The organism is Bacteroides sp. (assembly GCF_028690125.1).
GTDB lineage: Bacteria > Bacteroidota > Bacteroidia > Bacteroidales > Bacteroidaceae > Bacteroides.
The window spans coordinates 65,549-85,509 of the sequence record NZ_JAQVBV010000016.1 but is presented as its reverse complement, the minus strand read 5'-3'; the positions used below and the strand labels follow the sequence as shown (position 1 = coordinate 85,509).

Annotated in this window: 16 protein-coding genes; 10 read left to right on the top strand and 6 right to left on the bottom strand. The window is 39.5% G+C overall.

Translation table 11 applies throughout. The features are described from left to right. Positions 1-3: 3 nt before the first annotated feature. The 8 genes from PHO71_RS12095 (at position 4) to PHO71_RS12060 (ending at position 10,629) form a co-directional block, all read left to right on the top strand. The gene (locus PHO71_RS12095) at positions 4-423 is read left to right on the top strand and encodes a hypothetical protein (RefSeq protein ID WP_300203547.1); all 420 of its coding nucleotides are present in this window, start codon (positions 4-6) and stop codon (positions 421-423) included. Between the two features lie 82 nt (positions 424-505). Further along, positions 506-8,023, top strand: coding sequence for a hypothetical protein (locus tag PHO71_RS12090; protein WP_300203545.1), 7,518 nt, complete (start codon positions 506-508; stop codon positions 8,021-8,023). A 23-nt stretch (positions 8,024-8,046) separates the two neighbouring features. After that, a complete protein-coding gene (locus tag PHO71_RS12085) occupies positions 8,047-8,322 on the top strand; it encodes a hypothetical protein (RefSeq protein WP_300203543.1) in 276 nt (91 codons plus the stop codon). A 4-nt stretch (positions 8,323-8,326) separates the two neighbouring features. Further along, positions 8,327-8,620, top strand: a complete 294-nt coding sequence (locus PHO71_RS12080; RefSeq protein WP_300203541.1) for a hypothetical protein — start codon at positions 8,327-8,329, stop codon at positions 8,618-8,620. A 179-nt stretch (positions 8,621-8,799) separates the two neighbouring features. After that, positions 8,800-9,282 carry a hypothetical protein gene (locus tag PHO71_RS12075; RefSeq protein ID WP_300199614.1) on the top strand — a complete coding sequence of 161 codons (483 nt, stop codon included), beginning with the start codon at positions 8,800-8,802 and terminating at the stop codon, positions 9,280-9,282. After that, the gene (locus PHO71_RS12070) at positions 9,279-9,680 is read left to right on the top strand and encodes a D-Ala-D-Ala carboxypeptidase family metallohydrolase (RefSeq protein ID WP_300203539.1); all 402 of its coding nucleotides are present in this window, start codon (positions 9,279-9,281) and stop codon (positions 9,678-9,680) included. Before PHO71_RS12075 ends, PHO71_RS12070 begins: the two co-directional genes overlap by 4 nt. Further along, complete coding sequence (locus tag PHO71_RS12065) at positions 9,677-10,078, top strand: hypothetical protein (protein ID WP_300203537.1); 402 nt, start codon at positions 9,677-9,679, stop codon at positions 10,076-10,078. Before PHO71_RS12070 ends, PHO71_RS12065 begins: the two co-directional genes overlap by 4 nt. A 239-nt stretch (positions 10,079-10,317) precedes the next feature. After that, positions 10,318-10,629 (top strand): hypothetical protein, encoded by a 312-nt coding sequence (locus PHO71_RS12060; RefSeq protein ID WP_300203535.1) that lies wholly within the window; start codon positions 10,318-10,320, stop codon positions 10,627-10,629. Between the two features lie 48 nt (positions 10,630-10,677). On the opposite strand, the gene PHO71_RS12055 is transcribed toward PHO71_RS12060, so the two are convergent. The 3 genes from PHO71_RS12055 to PHO71_RS12045 are packed head-to-tail and all read right to left on the bottom strand — an operon-like array spanning position 10,678 to position 13,134. Next, positions 10,678-11,376 (bottom strand): SOS response-associated peptidase, encoded by a 699-nt coding sequence (locus PHO71_RS12055; protein ID WP_300203533.1) that lies wholly within the window; start codon positions 11,374-11,376, stop codon positions 10,678-10,680. 1 nt (position 11,377) lies between these two features. Continuing rightward, the gene (locus PHO71_RS12050) at positions 11,378-12,628 is read right to left on the bottom strand and encodes a Y-family DNA polymerase (RefSeq protein ID WP_300203531.1); all 1,251 of its coding nucleotides are present in this window, start codon (positions 12,626-12,628) and stop codon (positions 11,378-11,380) included. Between the two features lie 59 nt (positions 12,629-12,687). Continuing rightward, on the bottom strand, positions 12,688-13,134 hold the full coding sequence (locus PHO71_RS12045) for a LexA family transcriptional regulator (protein ID WP_300203529.1): 447 nt from the start codon (positions 13,132-13,134) through the stop codon (positions 12,688-12,690). Between the two features lie 446 nt (positions 13,135-13,580). On the opposite strand from PHO71_RS12045, the gene PHO71_RS12040 reads away from it, so the two are divergent. After that, positions 13,581-14,084, top strand: a complete 504-nt coding sequence (locus PHO71_RS12040) for a thioredoxin-like domain-containing protein (RefSeq protein WP_300203527.1) — start codon at positions 13,581-13,583, stop codon at positions 14,082-14,084. A 162-nt stretch (positions 14,085-14,246) separates the two neighbouring features. Here PHO71_RS12040 and PHO71_RS12035 read toward each other — a convergent pair whose 3' ends face one another. Genes PHO71_RS12035 through lon form a run of 3 tightly spaced genes read right to left on the bottom strand, consistent with a single transcriptional unit; the run spans position 14,247 to position 18,940 of the window. Next, complete coding sequence (locus tag PHO71_RS12035; protein ID WP_300203525.1) at positions 14,247-15,344, bottom strand: LptF/LptG family permease; 1,098 nt, start codon at positions 15,342-15,344, stop codon at positions 14,247-14,249. 3 nt (positions 15,345-15,347) lie between these two features. Next, complete coding sequence (tgt, locus tag PHO71_RS12030; RefSeq protein ID WP_300203523.1) at positions 15,348-16,478, bottom strand: tRNA guanosine(34) transglycosylase Tgt; 1,131 nt, start codon at positions 16,476-16,478, stop codon at positions 15,348-15,350. Between the two features lie 2 nt (positions 16,479-16,480). After that, on the bottom strand, positions 16,481-18,940 hold the full coding sequence (gene lon, locus PHO71_RS12025; RefSeq protein WP_300203521.1) for an endopeptidase La: 2,460 nt from the start codon (positions 18,938-18,940) through the stop codon (positions 16,481-16,483). A 202-nt stretch (positions 18,941-19,142) separates the two neighbouring features. Here lon and PHO71_RS12020 point away from each other — a divergent pair, with 202 nt between their 5' ends. Beyond that, positions 19,143-19,856: a methyltransferase gene (locus tag PHO71_RS12020; RefSeq protein ID WP_300203519.1), complete on the top strand. Its 714-nt coding sequence runs from the start codon at positions 19,143-19,145 to the stop codon at positions 19,854-19,856. The last annotated feature ends 105 nt before the right edge of the window (positions 19,857-19,961 follow it).

Genomic DNA, 19,961 nt, shown 5'->3' with positions numbered 1-19,961 from the left:
ATTATGACAGGAGATTTATTGATAAATGGAAAAGATGCCTATAATATATGGGGTGTCGATATGGGCGACAACTTTCTGGATGCTTTGGGTGCTTCGTCTCCCATGAAAGAGTATATTCAAAATGAAAGTCGCCTTGAGCATGGAAAGCGTGTGATAACAAGTAATGCAAAAATTGATTATCGCGAACTAACTCTATCTTTTACAATAACGGGTGATTCGCAACCTGATTTTCAATTAAAGAAAAAGGCTTTCTATAATGAGTTATACAAGGGAAGTGTAGTTATTAAAATACCAAAAGTAAATAACGAGGTGTTTTATTTGAATTATCTCGGCAAAAGTATCACTTACGCCCAGAGTATAGATAGAACTTTTGGAAAGATTTCTTCGAAATTTGAAGAGCCGAACCCTACTAAACGGGATTAATTTACAACAGTTGTTGTATTGTTGTGTATGAGAGTGCTCAAAATTGGGCACTCTTTTTTTTACTTCCGACCTTTGGTGTGTTATGATAGACATCAAAGACACATCCGGCAATATTCGTTTCTCCACTCCGATAAATGAAGGCAGTAAACGTAAGTTCCTCTTAATGAAAGAGGACTATATCACCTTGAAGTTCTCTCTTGAAGAACCTATTCATTTCAAGTTAGGGGATTATGTGGACTGTAACTTCGGAAGATTTGAACTGTGTGATCTACAGAAGCCCACATTTAACACTTCGACAGCCGGTTATGACTACGAACTGAGACTTGATGCCTACTACTGGAAGTGGAAAAACAAAATCTTCAAATTCGCCCCTGAAACAGGTGGGCAGGAAGCGTCTTGGAATCGCACCGCTTCGCTGGATGTCCAGATGGATGTCTTTCTCCGCAATCTCAAAGCTCTTGGTTACAAATATGGAGAAAGTGAATTCGAGTTTGACATAGACAGTACGGTAGATAATTCAGCCAAGTTGATGTCTTACGATAGTGTTAATTTACTGGATGCCCTTTCTTCTTTAGCCCAAGCTTGGGAGTGTGAATGGTGGGTGACAGATAGTGTAATTCATTTCGGACGCTGCGAATACGGTTCTGCTGTTGATTTCAATCTTGGTGACAACGTAGATACAATGGAAAGAAGCGATAGCCAAACCAGCTACGCTACCCGTGTCTACGCTTTTGGCTCGACAAGAAACATACCTACTAATTACAGACCTATTGATGAAAGTGTAGTTGTGAATGGTGTAGTTCAAAGAAGGTTGATGCTTCCTGTCGATACTCCATACATTGATGCTTATCCTGACATGAGCACCGAAGAAGCCATCGAGGATATAGTAGTGTTCGAAGATGTCTACCCCAAGCGTATAGGTACGGTATCGAATGTTGTCACCCATGAGTACACCGATATCATCAAAGAAGAAGGTAAACCTGACGTTATCAAGAAATGGAATGCTTACCGATTCAAAGATAGTGGTATTACTTTCTCAAAGGATTATGTTCTCGAAGGTCAAGAACTGAAAATCATCTTCCAATCCGGAGCATTAAACGGAATGGAGTTTGCTGTTACCTTCAACCCATACGACAAAGAAGGTGGCGAGAAAGCCCAACCGGAAAAGAATGAGGACGGCTCTTGGAACCCACTCGCGCAAGTATGGGAGATTGTACGCAATGAAGACTATGGGCGTCCATTGCCCGGTGACGTGCTCATTCCAAAGGCTGGCGATACTTACGTCTTGTCAGGCTTTGATACCAAGTTCGTATCTGATGCCATGGTTCCCGATGCCGAAAAGGAGTTAAAGGAAAAAGCCGGAAAGTACGTTGAGAAATCAAAGATAGACCCGTCTACTTACAGTTGCAAGATGATGTCTGATCGCATGATTAACAAAGATGGTGCTCTAAAACTCTTTGAAGCTGGAGACAAAGTAAATCTTATCAATGAAGCCTTCTTTGAGACTGGTAGCCGCCAATCCCGTATCATCGGATTTGAGTATAACCTTGATATCCCTTACGATTCGCCTATTTATACAGTGGGGGAAACAGCCTCTTATTCACGACTTGGTGAGATTGAGGATAAAGTAGAATCTCTTACTTATAAAGGACAATCCTATACAGGAAATGGAAGCGGAGTATATGTTATTGGAATTAATGACAAAACTATTCCGACAAACCGTAATGTTTATTCTGCTCTAAATTCAGATTCTCGATTTATTAGCAAAAACAACGACGACAAAGCCGCCGGTCATATCACTTTCGAGCAAGGAGCCACCTCCGAAGAAGTATTTAAAGCCAATAATGGTATTACTGCTAAGAATGGCATCGCAACTGATACATTGACAGCCTCCGGTAAGATTGCAGGGCAGGATATCGAAGCACAAGAAACCATTAAAGGCAAGAATGCAGTAGTATCAGGTAAGACTACTACTCTTAATTTGCTTGTTCAGGCTTTAGCGGAAACATACGACTTGAATGTTTCTCATGTCGCTACCCTTATGGGTACGGTCGTGAAAGACTACGTATCCTCCGAATCCTTCGTTTCTGGTTTTGCAGGTGAAGGGATGAAGATATACAAAGCCTTGAACGGCGACTGGAATATGGAGATTGACAACCTCACGGTGCGAAAGATATTCTCCGTATTTGAGTTAGTTGTTCAGAAAATCACGCATCAAGGCGGTATAGTTATCCGTTCTGCGGCGGGTGGCAAGCTAACAAAGGTTGTCGATGGCGGCTCATATTGGAAATGCGAACACGATAGTACTGACGACTTCGTACAAAACGATCAAGTCATTTGTCAGTCATTTACCGGAACGAAAATCAAACGTTACTGGCGACTGGTAACATCTGCCGAAGTTGGTTATTTCAACCTATCCAAAACCGATTGTGAAGCCGGAAGCGCAACACCCGAAGTTGGTGACGATGTAGCGGTATTGGGTAACCGTACTAACGTAGCCCGTCAGAAAGCACAAATAGACTGTGCGGTCGGTGACACCGCACCTTATCGGGATGATTATGCAGGTATCAATTCTTATTCACTTGTTGGTAAGTTAATCACTCGTACCGGAGAACTTTCCGGCATAACCGATGCGATGTTTGGTGTATTGTCCGGTTCCGGATTTTACGGAACGAATGTCTACCTGAAAGGCGTATTCATCCTTCGATCCGGCAAGTCTGTTGAATCCGAACTTAATACCATAAATGCCGCAGCTGCAACAGCCCAGAATACAGCTAACGCAGCTCAGACCACCGCAACTGATGCAAAGAAAAGTGCCGATGGCGCAAACGGCTTACTCATCGACATCGCTTCCGACAGCAAGCTGACCCCTTCCGAAAAACAACAGACTAAAAAAGAATGGGAAATAATCATTTCAGAGAAGGTCAAGAATGATGCTTCAGCCGATAAGTATGCTGTTTCTAAAGCTGCTTATGCCACAGCATATACAGCTTTAAGCACGTATATCACCCCGCTGTTGGTAAATCTAACAGTAACCTCTGATATAGTCGGAACTGACTTTAGAGCAAAATTCAAAGCGTATTACGATGCCCGTACAGACCTTTTAAACTCCATATCAGCAAAGTCCAAAGATCTGGCCGATGCTGCGCAATCCAAAGCAAACAGTGCCTCCACCGCTGCCGCTGATGCCCAACGTGACGCAACCGCCGCAGGTACTGCCGCAAGCAACGCCCAACGCGCCGCAACTGCCGCTGCCGGTAGTGCTAACGCTGCCAATTCCTTACTTTCAGACATTGCTAGCGACAGTAAACTAACAGCTATTGAGAAGCAACAAACCAAAAAAGAGTGGGATACTATTGTTTCCGAGAAACCCCTAAATAATGCTTCTGCAGTTAAGTTTGGGGTGGCTACAATCGCTTATGATACCGCATACAACGCGCTCAATACATATCTTATACCCCTAATTTCATCTTTAACAACTACTTCGGACATCGTAGGAGCTACCTTCCGCTCTACATTTAAGGCGTATTATGACGCCCGTACCAATTTGCTCAACGCTATATCTTCAGCCGCCAAGACACTTGCTGACAACGCACAGAAGAAAGCGACTGACGCTGCCGGTGCTGCAAGTACAGCTCAGACTACGGCTAATGCCGCCGCTTCCTCCGCCAGTGCCGCCCAAGCAAGGGCTAATGAAGCTGTGACGAGTGCCAACGGTGCTAATGCGCTATTGTCCGATATCTCCAGTGACAACAAATTCACCCCTTCTGAAAAACAATCGACCCAAAAAGAATGGGATATAATCGTATCCGAAAAGCCCTTAAACGATGCTTCCGCGGATAAATTCGGAGTGTCAAAGGCTACATACGGGACCGCTTATACTACATTAAGCACGTATATCAGTCCTTTGTTGTCTTCACTGACTACAACATCGAATATAACCGGCACAGACTTCCGTGCCAAGTTCAAGTCCTACTATGACGCTAGGACAAACTTGCTCAACGCTATATCAGCAAAAGCGAAAGAACTTGCTGATACTGCTCAGAATAACCTTGATAATTTACAGATCGGCGGAAGAAACTTGCTCTTGGACAGTAAGATATCTAAATCCGGTACAGCATATAATATCGGATTTTGGACCGCTACAAGAGATTTCACCGTAGGCGAAGAATTGACCGTAACGATAAAAGGAAATATACCAGGTACTAGGCTTTTTGGTATATGGTTTAATTGGTCTAGTCTGGCTGGTTACACTTTGTTAAAAGAGGATAGTGAAATTTATTCAGCAACTATTAAAGTACCGTTAGGAACTAGTTCACGGACAATAGGAATTTTTCTAAAGGGCAATACCGATGCTACTGACAGTTGGTCATTTGAATGGATAAAGTTGGAGTCCGGCAACAAAGCAACCGATTGGACCCCCGCACCTGAAGATGTTGAAAACAGAATTACTACTGTTGAAACTAACTTCGAAATCCGCGAAGGGCAGATATCATCTAAAGTAAGCGAAGCGACTATATTCGCTACAAATGCAAAGAAGAGCGAGACTAATGCGGGCACTTCCGCAACTACCGCCGGACAGAAAGCCACTGACGCTTCTAATAGCGCGTCCTCTGCTTCTGGTTCTGCTACGTCTGCCAGTTCATCCGCTTCTACCGCTTCAGCTAAAGCAGGTGAGGCGGCTACATCTGCGACGAATGCGAAGAAGTCCGCCGATGATGCAGCCGCTAAACTTGTCACTATCACTGAAAAGGAAAGTTCAATCAACCAGACGGCAAGTGGTATCACATTACAGGTGACTGAAGTTACTAAAAAGGCTACGGAAGCCGCTACCTCTGCCAACAACGCCGCCGGATCGGCTACAACAGCCGGGCAAAAGGCTACAGCCGCCGGAACATCTGCTACGTCTGCATCCGGTTCTGCTAGTACCGCATCGACTAAAGCGAATGAAGCCGCTAGCTCTGCGACGAACGCTAAAAATAGCGCCGATGCATCCGCAGTGGTTTTACAATCCGTTACGACAAAACAAAGTGAGATCAATGCCAAAGCGGATCAAATCACTCTTAAAGTCACGGAAGTAACAGAGAAAACCGCAGTAGCAAGCAATGCGGCGGAATTAGCAACTGCTATGAGTCAGGGGAAGATGTTATATCGTGACCCGACGTTTGCTAATAGTCATAACAGTATAGGACCATATTTAAGCGGAAGCACCCAGATCTTTGAAACCGTAGCTGGATGCCCTAACTCTCACGGAAGAGCGTTGAAAATTGTCGCCACTTCGTGGAGTTCCTCTTCCGACTTTCGTATAGCCGGCTTTTCGTTTGCAACTCAGTCTCGGGCTAATGCCATATTCGTTGTTCGCATTATTGCAAATATTCCCATCGGGCGCTACATCCGGTATCATTATAATCCTTATGGCACAGGTGGAACCTACAAGTGGCTAACATCACAAGCGGGTACTGGAAAATGGACGGAATACGCTTGTAAGGTCAATTGTGGCGCATCTGGTACATTTGGCGCGATTAATTATTTTGCATTAGCTTACGGTTCCGCCCCTACAACTGGCGCTCCTGTCACTTGGTATGTATCTTATGCAACCGTCTATGACGTTACCGATGCGGAGGTCGATTATATCGCAGATGCAGAGAGCAAATACACTACCAAAACCACTTACGAAACCGGGATTAATCTTTTAAAAGATAGCATATCTTTAAAGGCTTCACAAACGGAAGTTACTGCATTGAGCAATTGGAAGAAGGATGCTGAACTTAAAATTACTCCTGACGCTATACGTGCTACTGTAAGCAGTCAAACAGAGACTATTGCGGCGAATGCCGCGAAACGTACTGAGGTAGTAGTCGATGCAACCGGATTGGACCAAACTAAATATTATCCGATAACTATTTCTTTGAGTATTTATATACCTTTATATGTGATAACTGTAAGTAGAACTTTAACATCTTCCTATGGTATCCCAACTTGGGGTACACATCCTGACGGCCTTTCAGTTTTATGTAAATGGAGTACAAACGCTAGTGGCTGGGACACAATTGAAGTACAAAGAACAATTCTTGATTATGCTTACAGGTATGCTAGCGTTTTCCCGATTGGTAGCATTGGTCAAATGAGTAATAGCAGCTATGAATATATCTATGTCCGCGGCGGTTCTAAGTATAAAGTAACGGTAGAAGGTGACACCGGAGCGTATATTAATCTGTGCACGGCAGCTTTTACAATTAGCAGTCAAACAATTTATCTTAAAACCGAAGTAGCACCTCCCATTGTGGATTTAAAACAGCGACCGACTGAGGATAGTATCAAATCGCAAATCACACTTGACGGTTTCGGAATTTCTGTATTCGGCAAAAAGATTGATTTTACAGGAAAGGTCACTTTCTCGTCGATGGACTCGGCGACACAAACTACTATCAACTCGAAAGCCACAACTGGGTATGTTGATGCAGCCAAAAACGCAGCTATTTCCGCAGCGGCTACAGATGCAACAACGAAAGCAGATGCCGCAAAAGATATCGCGAATATTGCTCAAACTACAGCCAATGAAGCTAAAAATAGTGCTACTTCTGCAAATAGTTTATTATCCGATATCGCTAATGACAACAAACTTACTCCGTTAGAAAAACAGCAGACAAAAAAAGAATGGGACGTAATCATATCCGAAAAGGTAAAAAATGATGCTTCGGCTGATAAATTCGGAGTGTCAAAAACAACTTATGGAACCACTTATACAGCATTAAGCACGTATATCAGTCCTTTGTTGTCTTCACTGACTACAACATCGAATATAACCGGCACAGACTTCCGTGCCAAGTTCAAAGCATACTACGATGCCCGTACTGATTTGCTTAATGCTATATCGGATAAAGCGAGAATCAACGCAGCGACCGCACAAAGTGCAGCGGAGACGGCTCAAAGGTCTGCTAATACCGCTGACGGAAAAGCCGCTTCCGCTCAGACTGCCGCCAACAGCGCAAATGAAACATTGACCGCTTTACAAGCTTCGCTCAAAAGCATGGCTTATCAGGATATGGTAACCAAGGCGAAGCTAGATTCTACGATCATAGAGGGCGGATTTATTAAAACAAGCCTGATCGATGTCGATACTTTGGTAGCAAAGAATTTAGCGGCTATAAAGGGTACTATCGGAGGTTTTAAGATAACAGCTAACTCAATCGGAGCGTCTAGTAACGGAGATAAGCTCACGCTAGCACCCGATGGACTTATCTTAGAATCCACATCACAATACGTCAGTATTGGAAAGGCTATTCCCGGTTCAACCGGAGCTGATGATTTGGTAACAGCTTATTTCTCCACAAAAGTACCAACAGGAACTGGACCGATGAATGGATTAGGTACTGTAATGATTAATACATCGGGCGGTCTTACCCAGACCGGGCTATCTATACGTACTGGGAATAGGGCATCTGATTACGCTATAGACTTGACAGGTCGTATCAAAGTTAATGGTGTGATTGGGAAAGATTTTACTCTTAGTGTAGCTCACTGCTGGGTCAATGGTAGCACACGAACCTGTGTTCTCGAGTTTAAAGACGGTATATTATATAGCTCATATTATCAATAAGTAATAATCAAAATAGTACAACAATGAAAATAGACTTTAGAAAAATTGAAACAACAGACATCGAAGGGAACAACAGTACGTTCGATGTGAGCAAAGAGTTAGGTAACACGATCTACAAAAACACTCCTGATCTGGGCGAACTCGATTTCGCTCAAACGATATACAAAGAAGGTGAGGTCGAAGTAGACGAGGAAAAAGCAGCAATCATTCGCAAGTACATGGATGTGGGACAGTTCCTAGCTTTCATCAAGAAAAGTGTATATGAAAAACTAGATAGTATTAACAATCAAAAACAGTAAGATTATGACAACAAGTAAAGTTTTAACAGAGAATTCAAAAACTACACAAGTAGAAGCAATTGCAAGAAGCGGAGAGTATGAGTATCAAGTGACTTACTCATATGACGGTAATGAATTGCACCGCTTAACGTGCAATATCAACAAGGTTGAAGTCAATGAACAGCGTAACTATGCCGGATATATGTCTTTTGAGAACGGTAATAAGTCAATGAATTTTCCGGCTAATGTAGAAATAGCACCTCACATTGTAATGTTCGAAGCTATTCTTACAGAGGTGAAAGCTGGATTACCTGCTTAATGAAAGTGTAAAAAGCCGTCCTGCTCTAACAGTTGGACGGCTTACTTACATAATATGTATCTAAAGCAATTAGAGTAGATAATTAGCACTTGGAATAGTTAAACAAATAAAAATAACATCACTTCATTGCTACAAAATGCCTGTGATATTAGTAATACAAATTAAGAAACAGAATAAAAATGAAAGGACTAAATGAATTGTTTGTCATCGGCTGGATGCTTTTTGGCATCTACATAGAAGTATTTATTATGATACTGGCTGATCTTTGGAGTGGAATACGAAAAGCGAAATTGCGTGGTGAGGTACGTTCCAGCTTCATGTATAAAAAGACTATTGACAAGATAGCCAGGTATTATAACGCTCTAATTGCTCTGACAGTAATTGACGTAATGCAGATGAGCGGGGTATGGTATTTAGATGGGTATTATGGTTGGTCTATACCGATTTTCCCTGTGGTTACATTGCTTGGAGCTTTAGGTATCTCATTGGTTGAATTGAAGTCAATCTATGAGAAGGCAGATGAAAAAGTAAAGGGGGATTATAAAGAGGTAGCTGCCCTTGCGGCTGAAATAGCTAAACATAAAACTGATCCGGCTGAGATAATAGAGGCTTTGGGTGAATACTTGAAAAAAGATATGATTAAAGAGGAGGAAAAGAAATGAAACATTTTACATTAAAAGAATTGTGTCGTTCTAATGTAGCAGAGGTACGGAGAATAGATAACAAGCCGAATCAACAGCAAATTGATTCGCTAACGGCTTTAGTGGATAACGTATTAGACCCTCTAAGAGAGAGATTCAAAAGACCTATCATCATCAACTCAGGATTTAGGTCTAAGGACTTGAACGGAGCTGTAGGAGGAGCTTATAATAGCCAACACATGAAAGGTGAAGCTGCTGATATTTATGCCGGGACCAAAGAAGGCAACAGGGAACTTTTCGAGCTCATCCGAAAGCATCTTCCTTTTGATCAGCTAATCAATGAGAATGACTTTAGCTGGATTCATGTGAGTTATCGGGCTGATGGAAAGAATAATAGAGGTGAAATGCTGAAGCTATGAAAGCGTTAATCTACTTAATCATATTCCTGATGTCGGGAGTGTGGTTTGCTTCCTGCCGAAGCACTCAGTACGTCCCGGTAGAGACTATCAAAACAGAAGTGCAATATAAAGATCGTTTGCAACGTGATTCAATTCATGTGCTTGATAGCGTATTTATGTTAGTGAAAGGAGATACGGTATTCCGGGATAGATACCGTATTGAATATCGGGATAAGCTGATCCGGGATACGACGTATATTCATAAGACTGATTCGGTTCAAGTTCCTTATCCAGTCGAGAAGAAACTGAGTCGGTGGCAGTCAATAAAGATGGAGCTAGGTGGTTGGGCTTTGGGGATTATCATAGTATTTGGCTTGGTTATTATTGGGTGGATGGTTTATCGGATCAGAAAGAAGTAGAAGCTTACTTGTCAGCGGACAGGTAACGGCGCCTCGGATCGAAAGATTCGGGGCTTTTTGCGGATTAATGCCCCACTCTGTGTATGTGTTCTACACCTGTTCTACAATACACAACAAACTTTACTTTGACTTAAATACTTAATATACAACAGTGTACTTCTGATCGGGACCTTTTGGCACACCCCTTGTTCTATACTTAACATAAGAATCAAATTATAAACATTTAAAACTTTACGATTATGAAAAAGTTATTAGTAGCAGTAGCAATGGTTTTGGGAATGGGAACATCAGTAGCATTTGCACAAGAGGTGAAGGATTCAACAGTCGTTGAAGCTCAGACTCCACAAGATGAGTTCGTAAAGATTGACGCTAACCAGTTACCTGAAGCAGTAATGAAAGCACTGTCTAAAGATTACGAAGGTGCTTCTATTAAAGAAGCCTTTGCGAAGGGTGAAGAAGGCTCTAAGATTTACAAGGTGATTGTTCTCACTAAAGAAGGTCAAGAAGTCGAAGTTCTTCTGAATGAAAAAGGAGAAGCGGTGAAAGAATGAGCCGTTATTGAATTAAAGATAAAGGCAGCTTATTGGGCTGCCTTTATCTTATGCTCTAAGTAGAATATTTGGATCATTAGGAGCTTTCTTGATGAAATCGTTATCTATCTGATAAGCATCCATCTTATCAGCATCGAAAGGGGTTAATAATAATTGGATATCCACTTTTGTCAAAGGTGTATCCAGCCATTTTTCTTCATCCCCTTTAGTGAGTATTGCCGGCATCCGATGTTTTGTATTATGAATATAATCCGTTAATGGATTAGTGTCAGTAGTAATAATAGAGAAAGTATCATGTTCCTCTCCAGTCTCTTTATCTAGCCAACGGTCATAAATACCTGCCATTGAGAATATTTCTTCATCTTTCAAATAAATGTAATAGGGTATCTTTTTAGTACCCTCATGCCTCCATTCAAAATATCCGGTAGATGGTATGATGCACCTTTTTTTCATTATCGGTTCTCGGAAAGACGGTTTTTCAAATATGGTGTCGGACCGTGCATTGAGAGTCATTTTACGTATTTGCTCTGCATCACTTTCAGTTTTCACCCAAAAAGGTACTAACCCCCAATTAAATACCTGAATTTCATCCGAGTTTGTAATTACGGGGTATTTAGGAAAATTAAATGCATTCACATGGTATTGTTCATTGATAATATCCTGAACAATCTCTATAATATCTGATTTGCGACCATACCTGGCAGCAAGTTGTTGCGCTTTCTTGGACATCGAGTTATGGAAACACATACTATTTGCAGTTAATTGTTATTATCTCGTTGATATCAGTAGTATAACGTTGTGAGAGTTGTTCTTGTTTTAGTTTCCATTCTCTTGATGTACCTTGTATGGCTAACTTGACGCGCTGCGAGTAATCACCGTTAATCTTGTCTATAGCTTGTATGAGCCTATCTCGTTTATCCCTGTCAATTGAATCAAATAGTCCAAGTTGTGCACTATTTGTTATCTCTGTAATGATTACCCCTGCCTTTTTGTATTGATAACCCTTTATGAAGATATTTTTCAATCCTGTTAAGGCATAATGTACTATTTCTTGTGTGTCATTGGTTGGTACCGGAAGATGAACAATGGTATTCTTCCAATATTGAGGTAGGTCTTCTCGGAAGTTATTCGTATGAATGAATACCATCAGGGAGATTGCATAAGATTTTTGTTTCCGGAGCTTTTTTGCACAAGTGGAAGCGTGTGTTGCTATTGCTTCGGCTATTGTATCAATATCGGTGAGCATCTTACCGAATGAACGCGAAGTACAAATCTGTTTCTTGGCTGGTGGAGCTGATTCCATATCAATACATGAGATACCACGAAGTTCTTTCCATGTACGTTCACCTACTACTGTCAGATTCTTACGAACCCATGAACCGGATAGCTGTATGAAATCGTATGCTGTTTTAACTCCTTCCTTCTCTAACTTGGTTGCTTGCCGACGCCCAATTCCCCAAACATCACCAATGTCAGTCAATTGCAGGGCCTTGATACGTTTCTCTTCGGTATTGATGATACAAAGCCTGTTATATGCTGGATATTTCTTTGCGAACTTATTTGCTACCTTGGTTAATGTCTTTGTTGGGGCAATGCCCAGGCTTACGGGTATGCCGGTACCGTGCGTTACCTGAGTCACGATCTTATTTCCAAGAGTGGATAAGTCAATAACTCCTTCCAGGTTAATAAATGCTTCGTCTATGGAGTATATTTCTATTTCGGGAGCCAACGATGCAAGGATAGACATTACCCGGGCAGACATATCACCATAGAGTGTGTAATTCGAAGAGAAGACCGCTATGCCGTACTTCTGTACTTCATCCTTGATTTGATATACTGGAACTCCCATCTTTATGCCTAATGCTTTAGCTTCATTGGACCTGGCAATAACACATCCATCGTTGTTAGATAGTACAACGATAGGTTTTCCTATATATGACGGTTGGAATGCTCTCTCACAGGAAGCATAGAAATTATTGCAATCAACTAATCCAAACATGGTGCAATAATACAAAAGAAAAATGGCTTAAAATAGTGTGAAACACTCTTTATAACTCGTTAAAAATGCTTGTTGTTCCGCGTTTTCTTAATTACATAAGTGACAATTCCCCAAATGATGAAGTCATTATATTCAGTCACTTTAGTAGGAGGATATTCTTCGTTAGCAGGTTTTAACCAAATAACTTTTTCTTCTATTTCAATATATTTTAATGTAAACTCTCCATCAATGAAGCAAACGGCCATATCTCCGTTTTTCGGTTCAAGAGATTTATCTATAATAAGCACATCTCCATCCAACACACCTGCATCTTTCATGCTGTCACCTTTGACACGACCGTAAAAGGTACTTGCCGGATGTTTGATAAGTTCTTTGTTTAAGTCAATTGCCATTTCCATATAATCTTGAGCCGGACTAGGGAAGCCCGCACGAATGCCTTCGTCTGCATATGGTATAGGCAAGCTGGAAGATAAATCTATTCTATGTATTTCTATCGTTTTTTTCATATTTCATCTTATTAATAGAAGATGATAACAAATTTCGATATTGTTTTATTGCCTAGCTTAGATATTTTGTGAATAGTTAATCATTTTCATTTTTATTCCATATTTAGTATAAACAACATATCTTGTACATACATTAACCAGAATAATGTCATACTATCAAGAGTATTCTTATTCATAAAAAGCTTTATTCATAAAGTTTCATATTAGGTTTATATCTGATTACTAGCACATTGTGTTTATGCTACATTAACAGTTTTGTGTTATATAACATAAAAACAACTAGCATTGTATTGTTTTATGGTAATATTGAGTTATCTTTGCACCCGATTTAAATGATTGATCATTTAATCGAAGTAAAGTTGTTTTTCTACAATTGTTTTACATTGATAATTTTATATGTATTTAATTGATTGAAAATCAACAAGTATTAACCAAAACCGACTTACATGAGATATGTAAAATGGATTTTTGTTGTATTACTGATTTGTTCCTTGACTGCTTTCGTTGAGAAAGACAAACCTACCGGAGGTTTGAGTGAGGGAGACATAGCCCCGGATTTTAAAATCGAATCTATGTCAGAAAAGCAATCTGCATTTAAATTGGCTGATATGAAAGGTCGATATGTATTGCTTAGTTTTTGGGCGAGTTATGATGCGCAGTCCCGGATGCAAAACGTAAGTTTAAACAATGTGCTTCGCTCTTCCCATAATGTGGAAATGGTTTCTGTTTCGTTTGACGAATATAAGTCAATTTTTAAAGAAACTGTTCGTAAAGATCAAATAGTTACGCCCACTTGTTTCGTGGAAACAGAAGGTGAGGACTCCGGGTTATTTAAGAAGTACCGTTTGAATCGGGGGTTCACTAACTATTTATTAGATGGAAATGGTGTAATTATAGCCAAAAACATCTCTGCTGCAGACCTTTCTGCTTATATAAAAAAGATTGGCTGACAGTCTTTTGGGCTGTAAGGAGAAAGTGGATTTTCCAGATCACTTTCGGGTGAAATAAGGGAGAATAGACAAAAGAGGAAATGAATACAACAAAAAAGTTCCGCCTAGATCTTGCTGATAGCAATGGATTAGGCGGAACTTCTATTTATATATTGCTTTGTTTTATTTAGGTGCTTTCCTATACAAATAGAATGCTATACCTGCATAAAGAATATTGGGAATCCATACTGCAATAGCAGGAGGAACATTTCCATTAACAGCAAACGTTGAGGTTACTGTCTGGAATAAGATATAAGAAAAACTTAGTCCTAATCCGATACCTAAATGAAGTCCCATGCCTCCTTTCGTTTTTCGGGAAGAAAGGGAAACGCCAATGATTGTCAGAATGAAAGAAGCAAATGACATAGCGATTCGTTTATAATATTCAATCTCAAACTCTTTGATGTTTGCAAATCCTCTTCGTTTTTGCTTATCAATGTATTCACTTAATTCGGGACTGGTTAGCATTTCTTGCTGATTTTTCATAATTAAAAAATCAGAAGGGTCCATATTGATAATGGAATCAATTCTATCCCCTTTGGTAATATTTTCTTTCACCCCGTCAAGTTCCCGAATCATATAATCATGAATAGTCCATTTATTGACAGTAGTTGTATCATAAGTGATGCGTCTTGCTGTCAAATGTGAGACTAGTTTCTTATCTATAAATTTATCTAATGAAAAACGATTACCGGTTTTCAATGCATCATTGTAACTATTGATGTAAGCAATAACCCCATCTGCAACCTCCAACTGTACATTCTGTGCAGTATTTTTCTTTTTAGGTTTAATATATCTATCTTCAAAATTTAATCGTGTAACACTTCCTTTAGGAATAATATATGCGCTCAACGTAAAGGTTATTACTGCGATAATAGCGGCAGAAATCATGTATGGGCGCATCATTCGTTTGAAACTCATACCTGTAGAGAACATTGCAATAATTTCAGAGTTCTCCGCTAACTTAGAAGTAAAGAAAATAACAGCAATGAATACAAATAGTGGGCTGAACAGATTTGAAAAATAAGGAATAAAGTTCATGTAGTATTCAAAAATGATTTTACTCCAAGGAGCTTCATGCTCCATCAACTTATCCATTTTCTCATTAAAATCAAATACAACTGCAATAGAAATAATTAATGCAATGGCAAATACGTATGTTCCCAAGAATTTCTTGATAATATACAAGTCCAGTCGTTTTAAGAATCGAATGCTTTTCATTTCTTATAATCTTGATGACACTTTCTTTACCATCATTGGCTTCCAAGTTGAAAAATCCCCTGCAATGATATGTTTACGGGCTTCACCTACCAGCCATAGATAGAATGCCAAATTATGTATGGAGGCAATTTGCATTGCCAATAATTCCTGTGCATGGAAAAGGTGACGCAAATAGGCTTTACTATATAATGTATCTACAATAGAAGCTCCGCCCGCTTCAATAGGAGTAAAGTCTGTTTCCCATTTCTTATTTCGCATATTGATGATACCATCTTTGGTAAATAGCATACCATTTCTTCCATTCCGTGTTGGCATCACACAATCAAACATATCCACTCCACGTTCAATTCCCTCAAGTATATTAACAGGCGTACCAACTCCCATCAAATAACGAGGCTTGTCTTTAGGAAGAATCTCATTGACAATCTCGATCATTTCATACATCTTATCTACAGGCTCTCCAACTGCTAGACCTCCGATGGCATTACCATCGGCACCTTTAGAGGCTACAAATTCTGCAGATTGTTTACGTAAATCTGGATAAACACATCCTTGTACAATAGGGAAAAGCGATTGCTTATAACCGTATTTGGGTTCAGTCTCATTAAAACGCTCAATACAACGGTCGAGCCATCTATGGGTTAATCCTAATGACTTTTTAGCATAAGCATAATCTGAATCACCAGGAGGACATTCGTCAAAAGCCATCATGATATCAGCACCAATTGTACGTTCTATATCCATTACCTTTTCCGGGGTAAAGATGTGTTTGCTACCGTCGATATGCGAACGAAACTCAGCACCTTCTTCACGAAGCTTCCGAATTCCAGCCAAAGAAAACACCTGAAAACCGCCACTATCAGTTAGCATTGGGCGATCGAAGCCATTAAAACAATGTAATCCACCGGCCCTTTCAATAACATCTAATCCGGGGCGCAGATATAAATGATAAGTATTTCCTAAAATAATTTGTGCCTGGATATCTTCTTTCAGTTCTGTCAGATGTACTCCTTTTACAGTACCTAAAGTACCTACAGGCATAAAGATAGGCGTCTGTATTTGCCCGTGGTCTGTTGTTATCAGACCAGCACGGGCATTACTTTTAATGTCTGTATATTGTAAATCAAATGTCATTCCTAGCTGGGTTTCTTTACAGATAAATCAATTGCATCAGAAACTTTATCATCAGTTAATGCAATTGCAAAAACTTCCTTAATGTCATTTACATAATGGAAAGTCAATCCTTTCAAATAAATATCCTGAATTTCGTCTATGTTTTTTTTATTTTCGGAACTCATAATGATTTCCTTAATTCCAGCACGTTTAGCTGCCAATATTTTTTCTTTGATTCCCCCTACAGGAAGCACTTTACCGCGAAGAGTAATTTCCCCCGTCATGGCAATATTAGCTTTTACCTTTCGTTGTGTTAGTGCAGAAGCTAAAGATGTAGCCATTGTTATACCAGCAGAAGGACCATCCTTAGGGATTGCACCTTCGGGTACATGAACATGGATATTCCAATTTTCAAAAATATCTCCTTCTAAATTTAAAATAGAAGCATGAGCTTTAATATATTCAAGTGCCAACATGGCAGACTCTTTCATGACATCTCCTAAATTACCAGTTAAAGTAAGACGTTCGCCTTTACCTCGACTTAAGCTGGTTTCTACAAAAAGAATCTCTCCCCCGACAGCTGTCCATGCCAACCCTGTAACAACACCAGCATAATCATTTCCTTGATATTTATCACGTGTGTATTCGGGTGCACCTAAGAAATCGTAAAGGTCTATTGGCCTAATTTCTTTCTTGGCAAAATAGCCATCTGTAGCATATTGACGTGCTGATTTTCGTAGAATCTTACCAATCTTTTTTTCTAATTCGCGCACACCGCTTTCACGAGTATAAGATTCAATAATAGCTTCCAGTGTTTCTTTAGAAAATTTGATATCTGTTTTATTAAGACCATTAGCTTCCAACTCTTTTGGAACTAAATGTTTACGGGCAATCTCTATTTTTTCTTCTGTAATGTATCCGCTAACCTCAATCAACTCCATACGGTCAAGTAATGGACTGGGAATTGTATTCAGATTGTTAGCAGTAGCAATAAATAATACTTTGGATAAGTCATAGTCTACATCCAAGAAATTATCATGAAAAGAAGTATTCTGCTCAGGATCAAGTACTTCTAATAGTGCAGATGACGGATCACCTTGGCGATCAGCACTGACCTTATCAATTTCATCAAGAATGAATACAGGATTAGATGCACCTGCCTTGATCAAACTTTTAATGATACGTCCAGGCATTGCACCAATGTATGTTTTACGGTGACCACGGATTTCTGCTTCATCGTGTACACCTCCTAAAGACATACGTACATATTTTCGCTTCAATGCAGAAGCTATAGATTTTCCAAGGGATGTTTTTCCAACTCCCGGAGGACCATATAAGCAGATAATCGGTGATTTCATGTCACCTTTCAGTTTTAGCACTGCCAAGTGTTCTAAAATACGCTCTTTTACCTTCTCTAATCCATAATGGTCCTTATTCAAAGTTTTTTCTGCATTTTTTAAATTCAGATTATCAGTAGTATAAGTTCCCCATGGAAGGTTTAGCATCGTTTGCAAATAATTCAGTTGTACACTGAAATCTGGTGATTGAGGATGTGTGCGTTCTAGTTTCGCAAGCTCCTTTATAAAAATCTCTTTAACTTCAGCATTCCAACGCATCTTCACTGCTTTCTGACGCATCTCTTCAATTTCCTGCTCTTGGCCACTACCTCCTAATTCATCCTGAATCGTTTTAATTTGTTGCTGCAGGAAGTATTCTCTCTGCTGTTGGTCGATATCCTCACGTGCACGCATTTGAATAGATGCTTTGATCTCTGCCAACTGTACTTCACGGTTTAGAATCTCAAGAAGATGATAGGTTCGTTCTCTTAAAGAATTGATAGCCAATAAATCCATCTTCTCATCTTTCTTGAATGGAAGGTTAGAGCAGATAAAATTAACCAAAAACATCGAATTACTAATATTCTTAATAGCAAATGTAGAATCTTGATGCATTATATCTGATGATTTGATATAACGCATTGTCAGATCTTTACAAGTTTCTACTAAAGCCTGAAATTCTTTATCATCTTTATTTGGCACTTCTTCAGCCAGAAGCTCTATTTCACCCTTTAAGTGAGGATGAGTTTCTGTAATATCCTTCAACAGAAGACGTTTCATCCCTTGTAGGATAACAGTAGTGGTTTGATCCGGCATCTCGAGTACACGTACAATTCGACCCACTGTACCAATCGTATGTAAATCTTCTAATTTTGGGTCTTCTATTTGAGCGGATTTCTGACATACAACTGCAATATCTTTATTCTTCTTTTCAGCATCACGCACAAGTTTCAAGGATGCTTTTCGCCCAACAGTTATTGGTAAAAAGACTCCAGGAAACAATACCATATTACGAAGGGGTAGGACCGGAAGAATTTCACCTGATTTTACATTCACATCAAACGCATGTTCGTCGTTTCCATCATAGTCTGTGATAAGTGAGAAGTTGTTATCACTTACATCTTCCAAAAAATATTTATCTTTCATCTTTTCGTTTTAATTTAGTTTATGTCATAACTAATATGCATAAATCGTTTGCAAAGTTAATTGATTCTCTCTAATAATAAAGCACACGTGGAATAAAAACACAAAAACAATGCCAAAATATAGGGATATAAAGGATATATTCCATAATTATTATTTATTTTTGGCGATTATCTGTAAAAGATGAACAAAAAATAGGTTTAGTATGTCGAATCCTTATTTTCAATTTAAACAGTTTACAGTGTGGCATGACAAATGCGCCATGAAAGTTGGCACTGATGGCGTATTGTTAGGCGCATGGACCTCTGTTCAAGGTGCATCTAGAATTTTAGATGTTGGAACTGGTACAGGGTTGGTTGCATTAATGTTAGCTCAGCGCAGTTTGCGGGAGTCACAAATTGTTGCACTTGAAATTGATGAAGCTGCTGTCGCACAAGCAAAGGAAAATATATTTCATTCTCCTTGGAAAGATCGGATAGAGGTTTTGCAAAAAGATTTTATTTTTTTTCATTCTTCGGATAAATTCGATGTTATTGTTTCTAATCCTCCCTATTTCATCGATTCTCTAATATGTCCCGATCAACAGCGGAATGTGGCACGGCACAATGACTCACTGACTTATGAAGAATTATTGAAAGGGGTAGTAGGTTTACTTGCAAAAGAAGGAAGATTTACGATTGTTATTCCAACAGATGTGGCAGACAGAGTTAAATTGCTCGCTATGAATTATGGAATGTATGCAGTACGACAATTAAATGTGGTGACGAAGCCTGGTGGTATTTCCAAACGAACATTGATTTGTTTTTCATTAAAAAAACAAGAGTGTCTGACGGAAGTTCTCATAATTGAATTATCAAGGCATCAATATAGTGAAGAATATATTAATTTAACAAGAGAGTATTATTTAAATTTGAAATAATTTTTGAATTATTGAACGAATATTATTGGATGTTGATTTCAATAATGATATTCACTATGATGTACCATAGTTTCAGCTATTCAGCCTGTCTAAAAAGAAAAAGCT

What these genes read in the sequence shown, in the direction of transcription:
- PHO71_RS12095 (WP_300203547.1), top strand. Translation starts at nt 4, where the DNA reads ATGACAGGAGATTTATTGATAAATGGAAAAGATGCCTATAATATATGG.
- PHO71_RS12090 (WP_300203545.1), top strand. Translation starts at nt 506, where the DNA reads ATGATAGACATCAAAGACACATCCGGCAATATTCGTTTCTCCACTCCG.
- PHO71_RS12085 (WP_300203543.1), top strand. Translation starts at nt 8,047, where the DNA reads ATGAAAATAGACTTTAGAAAAATTGAAACAACAGACATCGAAGGGAAC.
- PHO71_RS12080 (WP_300203541.1), top strand. Translation starts at nt 8,327, where the DNA reads ATGACAACAAGTAAAGTTTTAACAGAGAATTCAAAAACTACACAAGTA.
- PHO71_RS12075 (WP_300199614.1), top strand. Translation starts at nt 8,800, where the DNA reads ATGAAAGGACTAAATGAATTGTTTGTCATCGGCTGGATGCTTTTTGGC.
- PHO71_RS12070 (WP_300203539.1), top strand. Translation starts at nt 9,279, where the DNA reads ATGAAACATTTTACATTAAAAGAATTGTGTCGTTCTAATGTAGCAGAG.
- PHO71_RS12065 (WP_300203537.1), top strand. Translation starts at nt 9,677, where the DNA reads ATGAAAGCGTTAATCTACTTAATCATATTCCTGATGTCGGGAGTGTGG.
- PHO71_RS12060 (WP_300203535.1), top strand. Translation starts at nt 10,318, where the DNA reads ATGAAAAAGTTATTAGTAGCAGTAGCAATGGTTTTGGGAATGGGAACA.
- PHO71_RS12055 (WP_300203533.1), bottom strand. Translation starts at nt 11,376, where the DNA reads ATGTGTTTCCATAACTCGATGTCCAAGAAAGCGCAACAACTTGCTGCC.
- PHO71_RS12050 (WP_300203531.1), bottom strand. Translation starts at nt 12,628, where the DNA reads ATGTTTGGATTAGTTGATTGCAATAATTTCTATGCTTCCTGTGAGAGA.
- PHO71_RS12045 (WP_300203529.1), bottom strand. Translation starts at nt 13,134, where the DNA reads ATGAAAAAAACGATAGAAATACATAGAATAGATTTATCTTCCAGCTTG.
- PHO71_RS12040 (WP_300203527.1), top strand. Translation starts at nt 13,581, where the DNA reads ATGAGATATGTAAAATGGATTTTTGTTGTATTACTGATTTGTTCCTTG.
- PHO71_RS12035 (WP_300203525.1), bottom strand. Translation starts at nt 15,344, where the DNA reads ATGAAAAGCATTCGATTCTTAAAACGACTGGACTTGTATATTATCAAG.
- tgt (WP_300203523.1), bottom strand. Translation starts at nt 16,478, where the DNA reads ATGACATTTGATTTACAATATACAGACATTAAAAGTAATGCCCGTGCT.
- lon (WP_300203521.1), bottom strand. Translation starts at nt 18,940, where the DNA reads ATGAAAGATAAATATTTTTTGGAAGATGTAAGTGATAACAACTTCTCA.
- PHO71_RS12020 (WP_300203519.1), top strand. Translation starts at nt 19,143, where the DNA reads ATGTCGAATCCTTATTTTCAATTTAAACAGTTTACAGTGTGGCATGAC.